We start from the raw sequence: 20,730 nt of genomic DNA, 5'->3' as shown, positions 1-20,730 counted from the left end.
AATGGAGTGACTATAGCATGGAACAACATTCAAGTGAAAAAGCAACTTTTGCAGGCGGGTGCTTCTGGTGTATGGTATCCCCCTTCGAGGAACTGCCCGGCATTCACAAGATTGTATCGGGTTATACAGGAGGACATACGGAGAACCCAACATATGAGGAGGTCTGCTCGGAAACGACAGGTCACGTTGAGGCTGTTCAAATTACGTTCGACCCGGCTATCTTCCCCTATGAGAAGCTCGTTGAATTGTTCTGGCAACAGATCGATCCAACGGATACCGGTGGGCAATTCCATGACCGTGGCTCATCTTATCAGACGGCCATCTTCTATCACAGCGAAGAGCAGCGCCAGATTGCAGAAGCATCCAAAGAAGCTTTGGCACAAAGCGGACGTTTTGACAAACCCATCTTCACACCGATTTTGCCAGCGAAAACGTTCTATGAAGCAGAGGAGCATCACCAAGGTTATCATCACAAAAACCCTGCGCACTATAAACGGTACCGTAAAGGTTCTGGACGTGAAGACTTTATCGAACGCAATTGGTCCGGCAAAGTGGATAAAGACGGCCTGAAAGAGCGCCTGACGCCGCTGCAATATGAAGTTACCCAGAACAACGCAACCGAACCAGCGTTTCATAACGAATTCTGGGATCACCACGGTGACGGAATTTACGTGGACATCGTATCCGGTGAGCCACTGTTCAGTTCCACTGACAAATACGATTCCGGCTGCGGCTGGCCAAGCTTCACTCGTCCACTGCGGGACTACAATGTGAAGGAAAAAACGGATCTCAGCCACTTCATGATTCGTACCGAAGTGAGAAGTCGTGAAGGAGATTCCCATCTGGGTCACCTGTTCAACGACGGCCCTGCTGAAGCGGGTGGAATGCGTTATTGCATCAATTCCGCAGCCCTTCGTTTTGTACCCAAAGAGGATCTAGAAAAAGAAGGATACGCCGAGTACGCCGTACTGTTTAAATAAGTAACGGTTCAATGAAGTAACGGAATTTCATGAAGCGCTAACGAATCGACCGCTGAGAATACACCAAAAGGGGATTCCCGTCATGTTTATGACATATGGGAAATCCCCTTTTGGTGTGCCTTTTTGTATAGACCCGAATCAGGGTTACATCTTCAACTTCTTACCTACCTCTTCACAGCGGCTATCACATTATACTTACAATCCAGCCGATCCAGTAGGCAAATGGAATTAATAACAACTGAGCGAGCAATGTGCCAAATAAACGGGATACGAGCATACAGCCATAGATCTGATTCATTCGATCCAGCCGAATCTCACCCCGCAGTGATTTGTCGCTGAGCAACGAGATACGAGGATCAATCAGGATCGTTAACAGAATGGTCGCTACTCCATTAATGAGTCCGGTGGATTGTGAAGCAGCTACAGCCTGCCCCGGATAAAGATACGCAGCGTAAAGACTGGACAGGACTCCGGTCGTATAAATTGCTGTCACCGCTATGTTCAACGTCATTAGACGTCTGGGCATGCCATGTTGTACTAATCGCTTCGCCATCTTCCAAGATGGCGGGGTAATATAATACGTTGCATTTTTGATCTTGCTGCGCTTTAACATGCCTCGAACCATGGAAGGAATCGACCCTGCCGCTTCAAAATGAACGACCATCCGGGAAGCGAGTTTGACCATGGTTGGAAAACATACTATCGCTATGGCTGTTCCTGCCGTAGCCGCACCCATTAGCCAGTGCAGTTGCGCTGCAAAGTGTGGGTTTCCACCGCTTGTCGCTGTGTCCACCAAATTGCCTACCATTGGCCCTTGGGCCATATTGGAGGTACGCGACACCAGCAGCAAAATCCCGGACAGGGACAAGGCCAGCGCAATTCTGCGAGTACGCAATCCGCCAAGGCGCAGCGCATAGGACAGACTGTCAGCCGCATGAATAAGCATCGTAAACAACATAGGGATGGCCAGGCTCAAACTAAACATATGTAAATCTCCTTATCATTTTTCTTATTGTGATTCTATTGTACTTTTAAGTATGGAAGCATTATACTCCTCATCCACATAAAAGTATAGAAAGGTGCAGAGAAATTGAACGGAAGAATGTACGTAATCTAAGCAAAAGCTTTGAGGTTCTGCAACACATTCGTTTATTCATCCCGGTACAGGGTAATATACAAATAACTTATATTGTACAGGAGGGAATCAATATGCCGTGGAACAAACAGGATTATCCCGTTTCCATGAAAAATCTGGAGCCTCGTGTCAGACATAAGGCCATCGAAATTGCCAATGCCCTACTGGATGACGGTTATGAGGAAGGACGCTCCATTGCAATCGCTACTGCAAAAGCAGAAGAATGGGATGAGAATCATCCCAAGTCAGAGGGCTCCAAGCATGACACGAAACAGTCTTCATCAGACAGCAAATCGGACCATGGTAAATCTTCATCTTCACGCCGTCATTCCGAGCCTGTCTCTTCTTCCAAAAGCCATGATAATATTCATGTGGTGCCTACCGACTCTGGCTGGGCCATTAAGGAAGAAGGCCAATCCGAATCTCTGGCTACGTTCCGAACGAAAGCCGAAGCTGTGGATGTTGCCAAAGAAAAGAGTGAAAAACAGAACATTCGGGCTATTATCCATAATGAAGATGGTCAAATTGCTTCTTCCATCAAGCCTTAAGTGGAGCTGATTGTTAAAAAGAATATATCGTGAACGTACTACGTCTATTCGTTTACTTGAGCAAGCAAAAAGCCCTTTCGCCGCTAATGGAATGATTCCCATCAAGCATGCAAAAGGGCTTTGGTTTTGGTATGACGCAAGCCCACCTTACTCGAACAACATTCATTACGAATAAGGCGGTTGTTTCGTTTAATGCGAAACCCCTCTAGCCACCGGAGCTCGTTGTGAAGCACCGCTGACTACTTTGGCTGCAGTTGACACGGGCAGCTTCACAGCAGAAGTCGTAACTGTACGACGAGCCGGGAAACTGACCATGTACGTAATCACTTTACTGGCAATCCATACGGCCAGAATGGTATATAAAGTTTCTTTTACCGGTAGAAAGAAAAGCGACAATCCGAGTACAAACGCATCGCTGACAAAGAAAACCGTTCCCAGCTTCCAGCCCTTCCAACGGCTAATGAGCACCGCCAGAATGTCATCTCCGCCTGTCGCTCCTCCGAATCGAAGCACCATGCCAGCTCCCACGCCGGTGATCACACCGGACAGGACTGCCGGAATCCACAGATTACCGTGAAACGGAATGACCAAGGTGGAGTACCGCTCAAACCCGTCATAGAACAATGAGAATGCAGCCACACCCAGCAGCGCCTGAATCATGAACTTCCAGCCCTTGAGGAACCAGGCCAGAATCATGACTGGAATATCCAGCAGCAGCATGCCGATAGCTGGTGACAAGCCTGTCGCGTATTTTCCAAGCAGGGCCAGACCGACAAATCCGCCCTCCGATAAATGATTCTGAAAATTAATGTGATAGTAGGCAAATGCCAAAATAAATGTTCCGAGCAGCATAATGGCGAACTTTCCCGCCTCTGTCTTAACTTGTTGTAAGGTTAACGATTTTCTCTTCATTCAGGTTCCCTCGCAGTTTGTAAAGGTTGGTTTGCACCGACCGTACCCTGCAAAAGGCAAGCCTGGAAGAAATCATCGTATTTGTCCTTCGAATAGTATTCATTCCAATCCCCTCTTTCGCAGAGTCAGCCGTTTTTTTTCTTTACGGTGGTGTACTCTACAAGGGGCGCTAAGTGTAAGAGAGATCGTAACGTTTCCAGATCGTCCTTGGGGAGATTATCCTTCGGGAACTCATGGTATCCTGATCCTTTCTGTCTGTTGGTGGTTAGCTGTGCTTGGTTAAACGAATTGAAATATTACACTATGCACAAAGTCGAACGTCTGAAATCACACTTAACCCACTTCGATTGCAGTACCCTCTTTCGATCGCTGTTATCCACGAATTTTTCTGATCCCATATTTCAAATGGGAAAATTCGTTGATAAAGGCGAGCGCTTCGCTTCTACAGACGGGTTCTGCACTCTTCGTTCCTGTGTGAATGTAAGTTCAACATGATTCAAAGCGTGTAATCGTTCATTCTGCTTAAACACCAAAGCTAACTTGCTTATTCTTCTATTATATAACACCGATGTGATTGGGTCGAAACAGTCGACCCTTCAAATATGAGCAAAAAGCACACTTAGTCCTGCATAAGCCGTCAAACAGCCACACCAGGACAAGCTTCTCTACCTAATAGTGCAACCTGCTCCTTCATTCTATGATTGAAGCTTCCAAATATAACTGTCCAGTCACCCAACTGTGACAATTTGGGTCCATTTTTTATTTTTCCGCGGATTTTAAAGGAATCATTTTCCTCTTGCACATACACTATAGCAGATGTAATCGGCTTATCTTTGGTCCAGTTAAACGTTTCCAGACTTACTCTGCTTTTTATGGTATAATATAACAATTGATTCCCACTACCGTTTAAGCGAGGCGGATTGATGAAAACGTTAAAGCCAAGAGTCTTTATTGGCTGCTCGCTGGAAGCGAAGCCGATTGCAGCCGCAGTACACGAAAACTTGCGTTTCTCGGCCGAAGTTACCCCTTGGTACTCCGGAGTTTTTAATCCAAGCAGTTATACTATGGACGATCTGGAAACAGAAGTGCGGACGACTGACTTTGCCATTTTTATTTTTCATCCGGATGATATATCGAAAATTCGCGGGAAGTACTATGCCTCTGTCCGTGATAATACAATGCTGGAAATGGGTTTGTTTATGGGTCGTCTGGGACGAAAGCGCATTTTTTTCATTCTTCCTGAGGATATTACGGACATCAAAGACACCTCCAAAATTGAAGGTTTACGCATGCCTACAGACCTGTTGGGGTTAAATCCACTCGTTTATGAAATTCGTTCAGACGGGAAATGGGCGCCAGCCGTTTCGGTGGCCTGCTCCAAAATCGCCGACAGTATCGAAGAACAGGGACGCTGGAGTGATCCCGAAGTGGAAAAAATCATCGAGAAGCACAAAAGGTCTGAGGGGGAGGCACGGTTACAACTGCTCAAGCTGCTTCGATTCTTCAGAGAATTGCTGCGTACCCGCAAAGCAGACTCGGTAATGTTGGAGCGAATGAGCGATGCACTTCGCAGTGCCTTCGTCTCTCATCCTCCATTCGCTGTACGCGGAACGGCCATATACCGTACAGATGATAGTGGTCATATTGAGCAATTATGTGGTAATGTTGGGGAACCGGGGAGAAAATATAACTTGTCCGCCAATGACGACAAGCAGCCCGATGACCCGAAGCGTATTCTGGTCATTGATTCTTACCTGGAGAACAAAATCAAGATCAATCTCTACGACGATTACCTTGAGAAAGAGTATCTGCTATGCTATCCTGTAGCCAAGAGATATGTAATTACAGTCCACATTATTGGACATATTGAAGCGGATGAGGCGATATTTCAGCAGATTGACTTGGAGAATCGTCATCTGTTCAACGCCATCAACGATTTGTTAGGAGGCGAACCGGAATGAAACCGGAAACGAAAAAAATAAGCAAGCGCTGGGGCAGCGAGAAAAAGGTACGCCTCAGTTCTGCGCCCGAAGCATCACGACCGGTTCCGGAACCCAAGGAAGAAGATCGTTTCCACAAACCGGCCGTACCGCTGACTACGATTGGCCCTTCCCTGAAGGGTAAGGAAAGACCTTACAAAGTGATTCTGGAAAAAGAGGCTCTTTACGAGAAGCCTCAGTATCTGGCTTAACCGCTTTATGCTCATATACAACTCTGCCGTCTGGATCGGCAGATCATCTGGCCCCGCCGCCCAAGGCAGGGGCTCTTTTGTCGCAATGCTTCGGCAATCCCTTCATAACCTTCGCTAGTACCAACGGACTAAGAGCTCTTCATCCCATTCCTCTGTTACATCAAGTTGTTTTCTTTATGCCCTTAGGTTTCCTGCAAAACCCAAAAATTATACCTTATTTTGGAGAAGGCTTGTCCTGAATGATGCTCTTCAAAGTTTAAAGGAATAAGCAGAGAATGTAGGCTGTTAATAACACTTCTCTCTCCGTTCGTATTTTCAATTATAATACAAGAACATATGTTCTGTAAATACTGAATTATAGTTTTATCAACAAGTGCGTAGAAGAGACGTTTTTCATCCTTTATTTAGTCTTTATACAGTCCAATACTATAGGCAAAACAAACAGGCAACGCATATCTCGCGCTGCCTGCTTCACTAACAATTCAATAATTCAGAAAAACTCTAGATCAGACCGGATTGTTGAAGCAACCTACGTATAATTACTGCTGTTTCAGCGCGGGTAATCGATTGTTTCGGGGCAATCGTATCTTTTCCACGTCCAGACACAAGTCCAGTGTAGATGCTGGTTGATACTGCTTCCTTCGCCCAACTTGCTACCTGCTCGGCGTCTGCGTAATCAGACCATTCCTTAACGTCATCGGCAGGCACATTCGTATTCATTCCAGTCAGTTTCGTAGCACGTTTAATGAGAGCCATAGCTTCCTGACGTGTAATCTGTGTTTCTGGACGGAATGTTCCATCTTCATATCCATCAATTAAACCGTAGCTGGACGCCGTGTTCACAGCATCCGCGTACCATTCGCTTCCGTTCACGTCTTTAAAGGAGTTAACCTGTTCTCCAGACTTCAACCCCAAACCACGTACCAGGATAGCTGCGAATTCTGCACGTGTAACCCCACGATTCGGTTCAAAGGTTGTGTCCGTGATGCCTTGGATCACCATACGTGAACCCATATCATTCACGTCGATCTCGGCCCAGTGCCTGGCAACATCGGTGAATGTATGCGGATGCCAGATGACGGCATATACACTGTTGGTCAAGCTGTTAATCTGTGCATGGTATATCCCATTGACCTGTGTAATTTTCGTTGGTATATGACGTACAGTACCATCTTCATCTATTACAACACCTGTGGTGATCTGATTTGGATCAACGTTACCTGGTAATGCAATCGTACGTGATACATAGCTATTGAACTTATCCACGCTCACGGATTTGTTATCAAAGGCGGCTGTTACTTTGAAATCAACCGGTGACCCCAGAAGAGCATATCCATTTTGCTCAGCTGCTGACTGTGCTGTCTGTATGGTAGCTTCTGATGGCTGTGAAATTTCGATGCGCAATTTGATGTTCTCCAAAGAATTGTCAGAATTCACACCAAGTTGCTGAGCTAGTTGCTCAATATTCACCTGCTGTGCAGGTAACGTGTAGGAGGCAATATCTGTTTGAAGCACCAGCACTGCTTGTTTGTCAGCCATGAGTTTGACGGTCTGACCTGTCAGTTCACCAACAATCCGATCTTCTGGGCCACTGCCTGTCACGGGAATCGTGACGATAGCGTTGTTCCCCTCAGTTTGGAGTTTTTGTGCAATGAGACGTGCGTCCACTGAAAGAATTACAACTTTTTGTCCGTTCACTTCGCTAGTGGTTAGGATGCCTGCGTTCTCGGCTTTACCGTTCACGAGCACCTGAGCACCTGTGGTTGGCGGAGTTACGACAGGGTTAGTCGCTGGTGTCGCTGCACTGCTTCCCCAGAACTGGAACCACCAGAGTTTCCATTTCCACCCGATCCTCCCGAATTATCACTATTGCGCTTAATGTTCAACGTATACGTTTTCTTACTTACTCCATCCAACGCAGTCACTTCAATCGTAATTGTATTGATACCACTGACCAATTGCACCAGTGTACTATTGCCGCTAACACCATTAATTTTCACAGTAACACCTGTTTGATCTGGTTCAACGCTAATCTCAGTCGTGCTGACCGAACTGCTGACCGTCGCTTCATACAACTCTACATCCGTGTTAAACACCGGAGACAATGTGACATTAGTTAGATTCATTGCATTTAGTTTGGCGTTAGTGATGTCAATACGATTAAAGTTAAGTGTGTAGTTGTTACTACTGCCATCCTCTGCTTGAACATCGATAATTACAGGATTTGGACCGTATACCAGATCTGTAACGGTATATGTGTATATACCATCTGTCACCGTCTCACCTGTTGCGCCTGTTACGATTACGCCTTGTCCTTCATTTCCTTTGCTCAAGGAGAAGCTCACACTCGTCACATCAGATTCGACATCCACGAGGTAATCAAGCTCCTCCGCAGAGAAGTCCGGTGTCATCTGCCCTGCACTTACCGTCAGACTTGAGAGTGTTGCTGTAGATGACTTCCACTTCGCATAAAGCGTAATATTTTGCGTCAGATTTGTATTAAAATCAAAAGCTTGAAGCAACTGGATATCGCTATACCAGCCGGAGAACGTGTATCCCGCTTTTTCCGGAGCATCAGGATTTACTGCCAAGCTATTGTAGTTCACCTTTTGATTTTCAATCTCGGTTCCGCCGTTCGATTCAAAACTAATATTTACATAAAGGGGTTGCCACTGTGCATACAGCGTAACATCACTATCATTCATCGAGAAAGTATCTCCTACGATGTAGCTGGTGCCACTCCCGTCTGCGGCTGTGTTCCAACCTGTAAACTGATAATCTTCCTTCTCCAGTGCTCCTGCGTTATCCAACACTGTCACTGTTGTATCTTTTTCATATTTCAGATTGTCTACTGGAACACTTCCTGTGGTCGCACCATTGGCATTGTAACCCACTGAATGTAAAGTAGAAAGCGTCATGACCGTCATTTTATTACTTTTTGAGTTGTCTACATAAGCAACATAAGGCATCCCGTTCGGACCAAAAGCAAGCGAAGTTTCACTTATTTGACCTGCAGAGAACGGCTTCCCTCCGACCATGGTCCACTGATTCCCATCAAGTTTCATCATTACACCCTGAGGCTCCATGCTATGATTAACTGAATTTCTAAAAGAAGTATAAGGCACCCCTAGAGGATCAAATTCCAAAGACAAGTTATATACACTTCCGGATGAGAATCCTGCGTTCCCAACCACTTCCCACTGGCTGCCATTCAGTTTCATTACAGTTGCTTTATAGCTGTTGGAACCGTCCTGAAATGCAACATAAAGTACACCATTCGGCCCAAACACTAAGGAAGGATATGATGCTGCGCCTGCTGTAAATGCCGCGGTCCCTACATTTTTCCATGAACCACCTGCAAATTGCATTACAGTCAATTTATTATTCGTTGAATCTTTAAAAGCAAAGTAAGGAATTCCGTTCGCATCTACAATCAGTTTGGACATCTCCAGTGCAACTCCGGTCGTAAAACCGGCAGAGCCAACCGTCTCCCACTGATTTCCATTCAATTTTTTAACCGTCACTTTAGTATTTGCAGCATGATCTCGGTAACCAATATAGAGGGTGTCATCAGGACTGAATGCAAGTGTAACGTACACTGCTGCTCCAGCCGTAAAACCAGCACTGCCCACAACTTCCCATTGATTTTCGTTGAACTTCATAACAGTAGCTTTACTTTCATTGTCCATATCCTGATAAGCTACATGTGGAGTATTCTGAGAATCAAATGCGAGCGAGGAACTCCACACTTCACCAGCAGAAAATCCAACCGATCCAACAGATTGCCACGCCCCAGAAACGTATTTTAGAACCGTTGCTTTATTGTCGTTCTCTAAATCCCTAAAAACGGTGTAAGGTGTACCCTCCCGATCAAAAACTAACGAAATATTTTCTACCTGCCCTGCCGTGAATCCAGCGCCACCTACATCTGTCCAAACTCCACTCGCAGCATAGGCGCGATCCATGCCCAACGTTTGGAATCCGGGAACACCACCGAAAATTAACAGACACACCAACAGCATCGCAACTGTCTTTTTAACCTCTAGCACCTTTCTACTCATCATCTTCATCCTCTCCCTTTGCTTTATAACATCCGATTGTTACTCTATAACCCTTACTCTATCTACATGCATATCCTACGAAATCTACTAAAAAGCCGGTTACTTTGCTGATAGATGCATTGGCTGCTTATACTCATCCAGTATGTATCTCTAACTTTTACTCCCCCTTCATATGTAATTACGTAATGTACAGACAGTATAACGATTGATTCTGAACCAATTCTGAACATTAAGCTAAAATTGGATTTTCTCTATTGCATAACAGTGTCCGAATATGGCCTTGGACCCATAATTAGATAAGGGATTCAACGCATCAGTCCTATGCTTAATAAAGGGATTGTAAAAAATTTCAGGTTGAAACCTGTATGAGCCAAGCTTATGCTGACTATAATACAGAACAGGAACATTTGTTCTTAATTGAATCGATTTTATAATCATGGTTAAGGAAGTGAAAGTATGTCATCCTCCTCTTCCGCCCCATCCCCTGCGGATGAAGACCACCGTTTGATTAAAAGCATGGTTGTACGCACTCTGCTGCTGGATGTACTTGAACGGGATATTCGTACTCTGGATACGTTGCAGCTCAAAATGCCGGAAGTCTACATCCTGTCCCTGACCCGTATTCAGAATCAAGTACTCAAGGAAATGCTGACGCTTCGCAAACAGATGAGAACCCGTGGCGTCAAGGTTCTGGAGGAAAAACGGCAAGTCGATGGGATCGAAACCCAGTATCTGTGCAGAGGATATTTGCAGCGGTTCTATATGCTGTGGACGTTTGCGCGGAATGAAGTCAAAAAAGAGCTTAGTCGACATCTCGATATGGACTTGACGCAGACTTGATGCAACTCGGCCCATACTGTACCCAGACATGATTCTGGCTGAATGATCCGCTGGACCTTCTCGTCATATGCCCGCTCAAATTCGGATCTCTTCTCCTTACATGAAACAAGTTGACCCGGGAGACTCTGTTCATTAAGATAGAAAAGAGATATATCCAACCATTCCAATAAGGCAGGGTCTGAATTCAATTCCTATTACAAAAACAAGCCTGCCAGCCAATAGCGGCGGGACAGACTTGTTCAGTAGACTTGATTTCAACCGGATTAGCTCTCAACGTCTTATCAATCAAGGAGTTGTACTTCATGGACTTGAATTCGCATTTAATTAAAAATCAAACACCTGCACATACAGGCATTGCCGCAGATGTTACCGAACTGATCGGCGAGACACCTGCCGTCAGACTGAACAGACTTACAGGCAGCGATTCCGCTGACGTATACGTCAAGCTGGAATATTTCAATCCCAGCGGCAGCGTTAAAGACCGTGCCGCCTATAACCTGATCGTTCAGGCTGAACGGGCTGGGCTTCTTCTTCCCGGCGCAACCATTATCGAGCCGACCAGCGGCAATACCGGGATCGGTCTTGCGATGAACGCGGCTGCCAAAGGATATAAAGCCATTCTAATCATGCCGGACAACATGTCCAAGGAACGCATCAATATTCTGAAAGCCTACGGCGCAGATGTGGTGCTCACCCCTGCGGCAGAGCGGATGCCCGGTGCGATTCGCAAGGCCAAAGAGCTTCAGGCCGACATTCCGGGAAGCTTCATTCCCCAGCAATTCGAGAATCAGGCGAACCCGGATATTCACCGGATTACCACGGCTCCCGAAATTATGCAGCAGATGGAAGGCAAGCTGGATGCCTTCATCGCCACGGCGGGAACTGGCGGCACCATTACCGGAACCGGCGAAGAACTGCGCAAGCAGCTGCCGGACATTCGCATCTATGCGGTGGAGCCGAAAGGTTCTCCGGTGCTGTCCGGTGGCGAGCCCGGACCTCACAAGCTCGTCGGTACAAGTCCGGGGTTCATTCCGGACATTCTGAATACCGACGTGTGGGATGCCATTATCCAGGTGTCCGATGAGGATGCACTGGATACGATGCGGCAGCTTGCTGCCCGGGAAGGGCTGCTGCTCGGCCCTTCCTCTGGCGCTTCGGTGTGGGCCTCCCTGCGCATCGCGCGGGAACTGGGGCCGGGTCACCGTGTGCTCTGCATTGCGCCTGATACCGGGGAACGGTATTTGAGCATGGGTATTTTTTAACAAAGAAGAATTCTTACACAAGTCAAAGGCTCCCCTCCAAAATGAGCGCTTGATCACAGCCGGACGTTGAATCCGCAGCGTACAAGTACTTACTCTGGAAAGGAGCCAGTTAAAGAATCTAAATATGAATGTGAACTAGTGTGTCAGGGTTGTCCATTCTACACCTTCGGGAAGCAGGGCCGCAATGCGGTCTTTGGCTTCCTTTTTGCTGTACAACGATTCGTCGAGAATCGCAGCTGTCCCTGAATCACTGCTCGTCCGAATCAAACGCCCCAGACCTTGCTTCACACGCAGCAGCATGTACGGAAGATCGACCTCCTCGTAAGGCGCTGCCGATGCACTGCGTTTGGCATTAAAGACAGGATCTTGCGGTGGATATGGAAGCGACCAGATCATGACATTGGATAATGACGGTCCTGGAACGTCCAGCCCTTCCCACAGATTGACGGAGCATAGCACACTCTCCTCATCCTGCTGGAAAGCCGCTATCAGGTCACTGATCTCCCGGTCACCCTCATACATAAAGCGTAATCCTTGTGCCTCAGGGACCTGAGCAATGTCTTGCTTAAACGCACGCAATTCCTCCATCGTACGGAACAGGATCAGCGCACGGCCCCCACTCTCCTGAAGCAGCGATACGGCGTCACGCAACCGATTTTCGTTTTCCGGGTGACCAGGTACGGTTTCATCTGTAATCTTCATCTGCATTTTGTCCGCGTAGTCATATGGGGAAGCGACGGAGAACGATACAAAATCATCAATCCCCAGGCTGTCTGCCACATAACGGAATGAACTATCCACAGATAACGTTGCAGAAGAGAAGACAATCGGAATACCCGTATTAAACACGCGCTCGTTCAGAATTTCCTTCACGGTACGCGGCATGATCGATAAGGTCGTTTCGTCCTCGCTCTCTTCGGCCCAGCAGATGTACCCATCTTCCTTACGGAACAACGCAAGTGCGGACTGAATCATGTCCAGATGCTCTTCCACGACACGCATCTGATAGCCATCCAGCGAGAACAAGCCGCTCTCAAATACCAATTCTTCGCCGATCGCATCCAATACGCTGGTCAGCCGTTCAATCTCACGCAGGAGCGGCGGTTCTACCCGGACTTCTTTTCGTTCCGATCCGGGAATTGCCACCGTATACGTATCCAGCAGCGCAAACAATCGTTCACTGCTCTCAATCGCTTCATCCACACGCTCCGCAAGGGATTCACGGATCTCCCCTTCAAGCAGACGAGTCACGAGTTCCTCGAAGATGCGGTGTTTCAATTTGTAGCTCAGTGCGTTCAGGGCCGCTTCTTCCAGCAAATGTCCTTCATCAAATACAACGGAGCTGTGATCAGGCAGCAATGGTAATTGACCCTCGCGTTTGCGCGCTTCATAGGTCCACACATGCTCCATGTAGTAATCATGGGAACAAATAATGATGTCCTTGGAACGACGGTAATGGTCACGCGACAGCGTCAGACCGCAGCGTTGTCTTTTGGGACAAACAAAACAATCCTGGAACGGGTCCCAGTTGATTTTGTTCCACTGACGATCATTCAGATGTGGATACTGTTTGCGATCACCATACGGATGGAAGGCCTGAAGTGTACCCGGCGTATTCACAAAATCCGGCAGACTCTCATGCACTTCTTCAATAACAGGCGCATCCTCATCCGCAAATCGCATCGCACTTAATTTGTTCAGACAGACGTATTGATCCGGTGACTTACCCAGACGTGCGTCCACTTCCAAGTCCAGATGTGCAGCCAGCTTTGCAATATCTCCGCCGGGCTTCACAAGCTGTTCAATCAAGGACTCATCGGCACAGGCGATCACCGCCGGTTTGCCCGTATAACGTGCATAACAGACCGCGTAGAGCAGATAGACTAACGTCTTGCCTGTTCCGACACCGGCCTCCGCCATAATGGTCTTTTTATCTCCATAGGCCCGTTCGAGCTGGTACGCCATAAAAATCTGTTCATCCCGTACCTCGAAACCGAACTCTGGCAAAATATCGTAAAAAACATCGGCTACCCACTCTCCCAGACGGGATACAAAAGGTTCAGCCGGATCATATGCAAAAGGATAACGTTGTGTAGACAATCCTAGGTCAGCCTCCATTCTTATACAAGCGGTCCAATTTTATTTTTCCGTTCAAAAAAGGCCACTGGGCAAAAGTTAATTATCCCACGCGATGGGGTGGGTGACAAGCTTTTTTTAATGGAATTGATGTATAGAACGGGCTCGCAGGGAAAATATATATTTGAATCCATCATAAGGAAAGGCGGTGTTCCATCTTGAAACACGATGACTCTCAATCAAAGCATTCCCCGAATCAGCGTCTGAGACATTAACGGATCGTCAGGGTCACCCCATTACGGACAATCAGAATGTTCGAACCGTCGGCAGCCGGGGACCGACTACGCTGGAGAACTATCACTTTCTCGAAAAGATCACCCATTTTGACCGCGAACGTATTCCGGAACGGGTAGTGCATGCCCGCGGCGCTGGCGCTCACGGCGTATTTCAGGCTTATGGGACGGCCGGGGATGAACCAGTATCGAAGTATACACGCGCACGTCTGTTTCAGGAAAAAGGTAAAGAAACGCCCGTCTTCGTTCGGTTCTCCACGGTTATTCACGGCGGACATTCCCCGGAGACGCTGCGGGACCCGCGCGGATTTGCTGTGAAATTCTATACCGAGGACGGCAACTGGGATCTGGTGGGCAACAATCTGAAAATCTTTTTCATTCGTGACCCGCTCAAGTTCCCGGACATGGTGCATGCGTTCAAGCCGGACCCTCTGACCAATGCACAGGATATGGAACGATTTTTCGATTTTGTCTCCCTCAGCCCTGAAGCGACCCATATGATTACGTTTCTCTTCTCCCCTTGGGGAATTCCGGCCAACTATCGGCAAATGCAGGGATCAGGCGTCAATACATATAAATGGGTGAATCAGGAAGGCACAGGCGTGCTCATTAAATATCACTGGGAACCGCTCAATCAGGGGATACGGAACCTTCTTCAGAAGGACGCCAGCGATATTCAGGGACAGAACTTCAACCATGCCACCCTGGACCTGTATCAAGCAATCGAACGCGGAGACTATCCCGAATGGGAGTTGTGTGTTCAGGTTATGGAGGACGGCGAGCATCCTGAACTGGACTTCGATCCGCTGGACCCAACCAAGCTGTGGCCGCCAGAGCAGTTTCCGTTTTTGCCTGTTGGAAAAATGACCTTAAACCGTAATCCCGAGGACTATTTTAATGAAGTGGAACAAGCGGCTTTTGGCACAGGTGTGCTTGTGGATGGACTGGATTTCTCGGATGACAAGCTGCTGCAAGGACGCACCTTCTCCTACTCCGATACCCAGCGTCACCGGGTCGGAGCCAACTATTTGCAACTGCCAGTCAATGCACCCAAAAAGCGGGTAGCCACCAATCAGAGCGGCGGGCAGATGCAATATCAGGTCGATCGTGCGCCGGGTCAAAATCCACACGTCAACTATGAGCCTTCCTCATTGGGTGGCTTAAAGGAAGCAGCTCCGCGCGGCAAGGAACATGAACCTCTTATTGAAGGTCATCTTGTTCGTGAAAAAATTGAGCGGACCAATGACTTCGGACAAGCCGGTGATACCTACCGTTCATTTAAGGATTGGGAGCGAAACGAGTTGATTAGCAATCTGGTAGATGCTTTAGCTACATGCAAACCGGATATTCGTGAGCGGATGATCTTCTATTTTACACAAGCGGATGCCGATTATGGACGTCGGGTAGCGGAAGGATTATCCTCCGTTTCAACCGATGACAGCGCCACAGTTCAACCCAAACATGAGCCTACTATTGAACAGGCTGCCAAAGACAGCCATGAAGCAGATCCGTATTAAGGACTGGCTGGTTTAGCTGATGTTTATTTTAAAGGCAGCGGACATGCTTTGTAGCAACGTATAGGTACGTTTCATAACCCCTGGTAGCTAAGACTGCTTGATGCAGCCTGCTATCGGGGGTATTTGGCGTTCCATCCAAAGCAGCCTGTGAGCTGATCACGCGGACACTTCCATTTTAAATATTGTGAAGTTGATTTCGGCTGATTGGAGGTATGGATAATGCTGTTTGCTGGGAAAAGGGGCTCTTCCTATGTTCATTTCAGATGATCCCCTGTTAAATGAGGAACATGAACTGAGCGCAGGATTATGCGCTACTCCTATGAATTTCCATTTCCGACCAGTTATATAAGGCTTGTCAGCAGGTTGAGTCCATCTGATCAAATGATTATTGATGATACCGTTTACAACATTTACCATGAACCTGTGTCCTCTAGGACTTCATTTCCCAATTACTAAGGAGGTTTGCGTAATGAAATTATTTACCCCTGCTTCTACTTATGCACATGCAACATCTCAACGTTCGCTGAAATCAAAAATGACTCACATCTGTCTGAGTGCCGCTATCCCTCTATTATTGCTCAGTGGTGGAACGGCCGGTGCTGCGGAGCTGATCGAGAGCGGGCTGCAAAATCCCTCTGAATCCGTTGCTGTGTCCAGCACTGCACTCGCTGCTGCAGGTGATCTATACGTCGCTCCTGGTGGCTCAGCAAGTAACCCCGGAACCCTTGCGAGTCCTACGTCACTGGCTAACGCGTTAACCCAGATCGCACCGGGCAAAACGATATATTTGCGCGGTGGCACGTACAGTTTCTCGGAAACCGTTACGATTGAGCGAGGCAACAGTGGTGCATCGGGACAGCGCAAAAATCTGGTGGCGTACGGGTCGGAAAAGCCTGTCTTTGATTTCTCGGCTCAAGCGTTCGCCTCCACCAATCGCGGGCTGCAAATGTTCGGAGACTACTGGCTCGTCAAAGGGCTTGAAGTGAAGGGTGCGGGTGATAACGGTATCTTTATCGGGGGCAGCTATAACCGCCTGGAACAGATCGAAGCTCACCATAACCGGGATACCGGTATTCAGCTCGGCCGTTATGCCTCTACTGCGGCAAACAGCGAATGGCCTGCCTACAATGAAATTATTCGCTCGTATTCCCATGATAACTATGATCCGGATGACGGAGAAGATGCAGACGGCTTTGCTGCCAAATTGACAGTAGGCCCAGGTAACCTGTTCGACGGTTGTATCGCTGCCTATAATGTGGACGATGGCTGGGATCTGTACAGTAAAACGGACACAGGCGCCATTGGCGTCGTCACGATCCGCAACAGCATCGCCCATCACAACGGGCAAACTTCGGATGGGACATCCACCTCCAATAGTGACGGTAACGGCTTCAAGCTGGGCGGCGAGAAAATCGCGGTAAATCACATTGTGGAGAACAGCATTGCTTTTCAAAATAAAAAGCACGGCTTCACCTATAACAGCAATCCCGGTTCCATTCAGATGAAAAACAATACATCCTGGCAAAATGGTCAAAGCAACTTTGCCTTTGATGTAGGCACACATATCTTCACCAACAACTTGTCCTTCGAAGGCGGCGCCAGCGACAAAACCAGCGGAACCGACGTCAGCAGCACCAACGTCTGGTGGAAAAACAAAAAAAGCGAAAACGCCAAAGGCTTGCTCGCCAGCGGAGCCGACTTTGTCTCCCTTGTGCCTTCGGTGACGCGCAGCACGGATGGAACGCCTGTCCTGGGCAACTTCCTGAAGCTTGCCACAGGCAGTGATCTGATTGGCTCGGGTACGCCGTCGGGTACGAATATTGGAGCGCGGTAGGTTGTAGCGTAGTTTGGAGTTAGAGTAAGATATGTGTGTTGAGTGCACATGTGGAGTAAAAGAAACGGATTAAACATGAAATCCCCTTCCCTATGCCAGCCGAATTGCTGGTGTTGGTGAAAGGGATTTTTGAGTTGCTGTTCATACCCTAATAGATACTCACGTTTTGCATAAAACCTCAATGATGAGTTTACCGCCTGTGCGAAAACCTTGCTCAAACGCTGCTTCCACGTACATAGATGTAGATTGTCCGATCAAGTCTATCAGTTGCTCTAAAGCATCGTACTCGTTCCCCGCAAGCCGTGTTTTGTAGTCCTGCATCAGGTCCGATATCTGACGATTAATTTCCTGATACTCGGCCTGCTCAGGATGAATCGACTCGTCCAACCGGAGGTTTCCGTGAAACAAATCCTCGATCAGGTTTGACATATTATCCTTCATGGTAAAGTCACCTCAGGAAGATTGTACATTAAGGAATGAGGCCAGATGCGAATTTAGCGGGAAATCCGCTAGTGTTTTTTTATTGAGTCAAAGTTAAAGTTAAACCATGCCTCAAACACCAAAAGAAGCTTATCATGCTGTAGTCAACGCATATATAGCAACTATGAACGAGGCGAGTTGGACATTCCAACGGCTTTACTGATTAAGTTGGCTGACTATCATCAGACAAGTACAGATTATCTTTTAAATCGGACAGATGTAAGAAGGCCATATCCATCAAAGTGATTCGGCTTGAGTTTTAAAAACCCGTTGCTAAGTCCTTTCATGCTGAAAGCAAAACCAAATAGCCCTGGTAAAGACGTTTACATCTAAACAATAAAGGTTTCCGAGTCAGTTCGAATATCTCTTACTATTCATTAAGTCCTCGGTAGCCAAATTTGAATTTGTAATTGCTAATCTGATTTATTGAGTTATTGTGTTCCATTAGTTGAACGAGCAGTCGCACAATCTCAGTTGAAATATTTAAAAGACATGTTCCGCCTCTGCCTATACCCTCATATATTATTAAAAATCATTTATTAAAAGTGAGGAGTAAAAAATGAATATGACTAACCAACAACATCTTCAACATCAAACTCTTGTAACCATAAGCCCGGTTGTTAGACATGGATTACGAGAAGCCCAGTACCTTGGGTATCAACATGCATTAACAGAAGCAGTTGCCATTGGATATTTAATGGGAAAAGGCTACGATTTTGATACTGCTTGGAGAACCGTTGAATCTTGGTGGAGACCTCCAGGAACTCCATTACCTCAGATGTATTAAGGTAAATATGTTAGTTATTTGAATTTGAAATCTTGCTTATTGATCCAAACAGCTTTTTATCATCTGGTTTATTGTTCAGAACCAACACGACAAACTAGCACAGGCTTGATGCCGATTGCTTCCCGGTACCGCCGTTTAATAACGTCGCAGAACTTCGGATCGATCTCCATGGTACGGCCGATCCAGTTGGTCACAAATCATCAAAGTAGATCCGCTTCCGCCGAAGAAATCCGCCACTGAGTTGCCTGGACGACTGCTGTTCTTAATCGGTATTGCCAGCAACTCTAGCGGCTTTTGTGTCGGATGAACGTACTTGCCGATGTCACGACGGGACACTTCCCAGACCGTGGATGGTTCAGGTTCCTCCAAAGGGAGGCCAGTGCGCCATACCGTGGTCTCGGCGGTCGCAACCAAGCTGGGGCCTTTCCTTTTAAATGAGCGTAGAATACCGGCTCATGCTGCCAACGGTACTGCGACCAACCGAATGAAGCCGCGTTCTTCACCCATACGCATTGACTCCGGATTACAATGCCTGCCGCGTTCATGCGACCTCGAACTGGCACTGGTAAGAAGATGGATGAAAGACGTATATCCCCGCCGTTGGCACCATATGTTCGGCATACCTCTCAAATACGGAATGCAAAAAGCCCGCAAACTCTGCGGGCATTTCGTCGTTCATTATTGTCTCCCGCCCGTCAGCGGCCAGGTGGGAAGAGTCACTTTCAACGGCAACGTTGTACGGCGGGTGTCAAGGAACAAAATACAGGTGAGTCCCGATGATACGGAACAAACCCGTCGTTTCCTTTACTTTAATCACTATTTCATTACATACTAGGATAATCAGGAATTCGGAGTAGATCAAACCTGAAGCCAACGTGACGATCTGAAGTACCATGAGTTTCCAAACTGTCAGAGAAAAGTCCCTTCTTCCAAACTTCGTAGTGTCTTGTCATGTAACGATTGTATGCATTAATCACCGTCTTGTGATCGTCCTTCGCGATGCTCTCACTGAAGGATGCGGTTGATGTCCAACTTTGAGATACGTTATAACCAACAGTTGCAGACACAACTGATGCGCTGATACCTACGCTAGCATTAAAGGAGTTACCAACCGTCACAGATTGAGAAAGTGTTAATATACCGCCAGAACTTCCGGTCTCTTCTACGGAAGCAACTACATAGTTAGGGTTAACTGTTGCATATTCAGCGCTCGGATTTTTAGCATATAAGTCACCGATTGCTGCAGGTGCTACTTCATGTTTCCAGTCGTCATTCTTTTCTTCATCAAGGTAAGTAACATCCACCACTTTGATTAGTTTGTTTTCAATTGGATCTTGGCCAGTAGCTAGCAAATAAGCAGTCGAGTTAACAGGAACATACTCTGTAACGATAGCCCTTTTGACTTCTATTTTTCCGTCAGGCGTTTTAATTTCAATTCCTTTGACTCCTTCTGATGTTTTAATAAGAAGTTCATCGGGAACCACCACCTTTGTTTCTTGTTCATCAATTGTAGCTTCTGAGGCCCTAGCTTGCTGGAAACCAACAATCGTTAGGAAGAGAACTAAACTCAATGCTACTAACAAAAACTTCCTTTCCCTAGACAATAAAACCACCTCAGCAATTTTTTCGATCTAAGAGATCAATTACAATTGTTCCATAATTATCCTAATAAAACAATGATTTTCATATAAGTTTTACATAAAATTTACAATTATATATTCATATATCCATTATATGTTCACAATTAGCATTTAGTAACCATATTTAAAGCGAGAAGAGGAACGCCCCAGTCATATGACGCTATTGCAGCTGTG

Annotated in this window: 16 protein-coding genes and 1 pseudogene; 9 read left to right on the top strand and 8 right to left on the bottom strand. The window is 46.9% G+C overall.

The annotated features are described in order from the left end of the window. Positions 1–17: 17 nt before the first annotated feature. The gene (gene msrA, locus ACTWJ7_RS13825) at positions 18–980 is read left to right on the top strand and encodes a peptide-methionine (S)-S-oxide reductase MsrA (RefSeq protein WP_024631046.1); all 963 of its coding nucleotides are present in this window, start codon (positions 18–20) and stop codon (positions 978–980) included. A 184-nt stretch (positions 981–1,164) separates the two neighbouring features. Here the strand turns inward: msrA and ACTWJ7_RS13820 are convergent, their stop codons facing one another. After that, complete coding sequence (locus ACTWJ7_RS13820) at positions 1,165–1,965, bottom strand: lipid II flippase family protein (protein WP_301877710.1); 801 nt, start codon at positions 1,963–1,965, stop codon at positions 1,165–1,167. A gap of 224 nt (positions 1,966–2,189) precedes the next feature. On the opposite strand from ACTWJ7_RS13820, the gene ACTWJ7_RS13815 reads away from it, so the two are divergent. Continuing rightward, positions 2,190–2,663, top strand: coding sequence for a DUF2188 domain-containing protein (locus ACTWJ7_RS13815; RefSeq protein WP_301877712.1), 474 nt, complete (start codon positions 2,190–2,192; stop codon positions 2,661–2,663). Positions 2,664–2,852: 189 nt separating this feature from the next. Here the strand turns inward: ACTWJ7_RS13815 and ACTWJ7_RS13810 are convergent, their stop codons facing one another. Continuing rightward, positions 2,853–3,575 carry a YitT family protein gene (locus ACTWJ7_RS13810; protein ID WP_024631049.1) on the bottom strand — a complete coding sequence of 241 codons (723 nt, stop codon included), beginning with the start codon at positions 3,573–3,575 and terminating at the stop codon, positions 2,853–2,855. 923 nt (positions 3,576–4,498) lie between these two features. Between ACTWJ7_RS13810 and ACTWJ7_RS13805 the strand changes: the two genes are divergently transcribed. Then, positions 4,499–5,536 (top strand): nucleotide-binding protein, encoded by a 1,038-nt coding sequence (locus ACTWJ7_RS13805; RefSeq protein ID WP_079349509.1) that lies wholly within the window; start codon positions 4,499–4,501, stop codon positions 5,534–5,536. Then, positions 5,533–5,766, top strand: a complete 234-nt coding sequence (locus ACTWJ7_RS13800) for a hypothetical protein (RefSeq protein ID WP_053784364.1) — start codon at positions 5,533–5,535, stop codon at positions 5,764–5,766. The genes ACTWJ7_RS13805 and ACTWJ7_RS13800 overlap by 4 nt, the downstream gene beginning before the upstream one ends. 501 nt (positions 5,767–6,267) lie before the next feature. Here ACTWJ7_RS13800 and ACTWJ7_RS13795 read toward each other — a convergent pair. Together ACTWJ7_RS13795 and ACTWJ7_RS13790 are read right to left on the bottom strand one after the other, a co-directional pair. Then, positions 6,268–7,509 (bottom strand): S-layer homology domain-containing protein, encoded by a 1,242-nt coding sequence (locus ACTWJ7_RS13795; RefSeq protein WP_443145540.1) that lies wholly within the window; start codon positions 7,507–7,509, stop codon positions 6,268–6,270. A gap of 29 nt (positions 7,510–7,538) precedes the next feature. Beyond that, on the bottom strand, positions 7,539–9,830 hold the full coding sequence (locus ACTWJ7_RS13790; RefSeq protein ID WP_443145539.1) for an InlB B-repeat-containing protein: 2,292 nt from the start codon (positions 9,828–9,830) through the stop codon (positions 7,539–7,541). A gap of 453 nt (positions 9,831–10,283) precedes the next feature. On the opposite strand from ACTWJ7_RS13790, the gene ACTWJ7_RS13785 reads away from it, so the two are divergent. Then, positions 10,284–10,667, top strand: coding sequence for a hypothetical protein (locus tag ACTWJ7_RS13785; RefSeq protein ID WP_301877715.1), 384 nt, complete (start codon positions 10,284–10,286; stop codon positions 10,665–10,667). Positions 10,668–10,969: 302 nt separating this feature from the next. Then, positions 10,970–11,929: a cysteine synthase A gene (gene cysK, locus ACTWJ7_RS13780; RefSeq protein ID WP_218671917.1), complete on the top strand. Its 960-nt coding sequence runs from the start codon at positions 10,970–10,972 to the stop codon at positions 11,927–11,929. 135 nt (positions 11,930–12,064) lie between these two features. Here the strand turns inward: cysK and ACTWJ7_RS13775 are convergent, their stop codons facing one another. Then, the gene (locus tag ACTWJ7_RS13775; protein WP_443145538.1) at positions 12,065–14,047 is read right to left on the bottom strand and encodes an ATP-dependent DNA helicase; all 1,983 of its coding nucleotides are present in this window, start codon (positions 14,045–14,047) and stop codon (positions 12,065–12,067) included. A 196-nt stretch (positions 14,048–14,243) separates the two neighbouring features. Between ACTWJ7_RS13775 and ACTWJ7_RS13770 the strand changes: the two are divergent. After that, positions 14,244–15,722, top strand: a pseudogene (locus ACTWJ7_RS13770) (catalase); the annotation flags it as partial. 562 nt (positions 15,723–16,284) lie between these two features. Further along, positions 16,285–17,649 carry a right-handed parallel beta-helix repeat-containing protein gene (locus ACTWJ7_RS13765; RefSeq protein WP_301877717.1) on the top strand — a complete coding sequence of 455 codons (1,365 nt, stop codon included), beginning with the start codon at positions 16,285–16,287 and terminating at the stop codon, positions 17,647–17,649. Positions 17,650–17,808: 159 nt separating this feature from the next. Here ACTWJ7_RS13765 and ACTWJ7_RS13760 read toward each other — a convergent pair whose 3' ends face one another. Continuing rightward, complete coding sequence (locus tag ACTWJ7_RS13760; RefSeq protein WP_301877718.1) at positions 17,809–18,090, bottom strand: DUF6809 family protein; 282 nt, start codon at positions 18,088–18,090, stop codon at positions 17,809–17,811. A 604-nt stretch (positions 18,091–18,694) separates the two neighbouring features. Between ACTWJ7_RS13760 and ACTWJ7_RS13755 the strand changes: the two genes are divergently transcribed. Further along, positions 18,695–18,916: a hypothetical protein gene (locus ACTWJ7_RS13755; RefSeq protein ID WP_301877720.1), complete on the top strand. Its 222-nt coding sequence runs from the start codon at positions 18,695–18,697 to the stop codon at positions 18,914–18,916. Positions 18,917–19,051: 135 nt separating this feature from the next. Here ACTWJ7_RS13755 and ACTWJ7_RS13750 read toward each other — a convergent pair whose 3' ends face one another. Next, positions 19,052–19,330 carry a DNA methyltransferase gene (locus ACTWJ7_RS13750; protein ID WP_367620503.1) on the bottom strand — a complete coding sequence of 93 codons (279 nt, stop codon included), beginning with the start codon at positions 19,328–19,330 and terminating at the stop codon, positions 19,052–19,054. 410 nt (positions 19,331–19,740) lie between these two features. Next, on the bottom strand, positions 19,741–20,499 hold the full coding sequence (locus ACTWJ7_RS13745; RefSeq protein ID WP_301877721.1) for a hypothetical protein: 759 nt from the start codon (positions 20,497–20,499) through the stop codon (positions 19,741–19,743). Between the last annotated feature and the right edge of the window lie 231 nt (positions 20,500–20,730).

It is taken from the genome of Paenibacillus sp. 1A_MP2, from assembly GCF_052244825.1.
In the GTDB taxonomy this organism is placed as follows: domain Bacteria; phylum Bacillota; class Bacilli; order Paenibacillales; family Paenibacillaceae; genus Paenibacillus; species Paenibacillus vandeheii.
This window is presented reverse-complemented; position numbering and strand designations above follow the sequence as displayed.

What these genes read in the sequence shown, in the direction of transcription:
- ACTWJ7_RS13785 (WP_301877715.1), top strand. Translation starts at nt 10,284, where the DNA reads ATGTCATCCTCCTCTTCCGCCCCATCCCCTGCGGATGAAGACCACCGT.
- ACTWJ7_RS13790 (WP_443145539.1), bottom strand. Translation starts at nt 9,830, where the DNA reads ATGATGAGTAGAAAGGTGCTAGAGGTTAAAAAGACAGTTGCGATGCTG.
- ACTWJ7_RS13815 (WP_301877712.1), top strand. Translation starts at nt 2,190, where the DNA reads ATGCCGTGGAACAAACAGGATTATCCCGTTTCCATGAAAAATCTGGAG.
- ACTWJ7_RS13755 (WP_301877720.1), top strand. Translation starts at nt 18,695, where the DNA reads ATGACTAACCAACAACATCTTCAACATCAAACTCTTGTAACCATAAGC.
- ACTWJ7_RS13765 (WP_301877717.1), top strand. Translation starts at nt 16,285, where the DNA reads ATGAAATTATTTACCCCTGCTTCTACTTATGCACATGCAACATCTCAA.
- ACTWJ7_RS13800 (WP_053784364.1), top strand. Translation starts at nt 5,533, where the DNA reads ATGAAACCGGAAACGAAAAAAATAAGCAAGCGCTGGGGCAGCGAGAAA.
- cysK (WP_218671917.1), top strand. Translation starts at nt 10,970, where the DNA reads ATGGACTTGAATTCGCATTTAATTAAAAATCAAACACCTGCACATACA.
- ACTWJ7_RS13820 (WP_301877710.1), bottom strand. Translation starts at nt 1,965, where the DNA reads ATGTTTAGTTTGAGCCTGGCCATCCCTATGTTGTTTACGATGCTTATT.
- msrA (WP_024631046.1), top strand. Translation starts at nt 18, where the DNA reads ATGGAACAACATTCAAGTGAAAAAGCAACTTTTGCAGGCGGGTGCTTC.
- ACTWJ7_RS13775 (WP_443145538.1), bottom strand. Translation starts at nt 14,047, where the DNA reads ATGGAGGCTGACCTAGGATTGTCTACACAACGTTATCCTTTTGCATAT.
- ACTWJ7_RS13810 (WP_024631049.1), bottom strand. Translation starts at nt 3,575, where the DNA reads ATGAAGAGAAAATCGTTAACCTTACAACAAGTTAAGACAGAGGCGGGA.
- ACTWJ7_RS13805 (WP_079349509.1), top strand. Translation starts at nt 4,499, where the DNA reads ATGAAAACGTTAAAGCCAAGAGTCTTTATTGGCTGCTCGCTGGAAGCG.
- ACTWJ7_RS13760 (WP_301877718.1), bottom strand. Translation starts at nt 18,090, where the DNA reads ATGAAGGATAATATGTCAAACCTGATCGAGGATTTGTTTCACGGAAAC.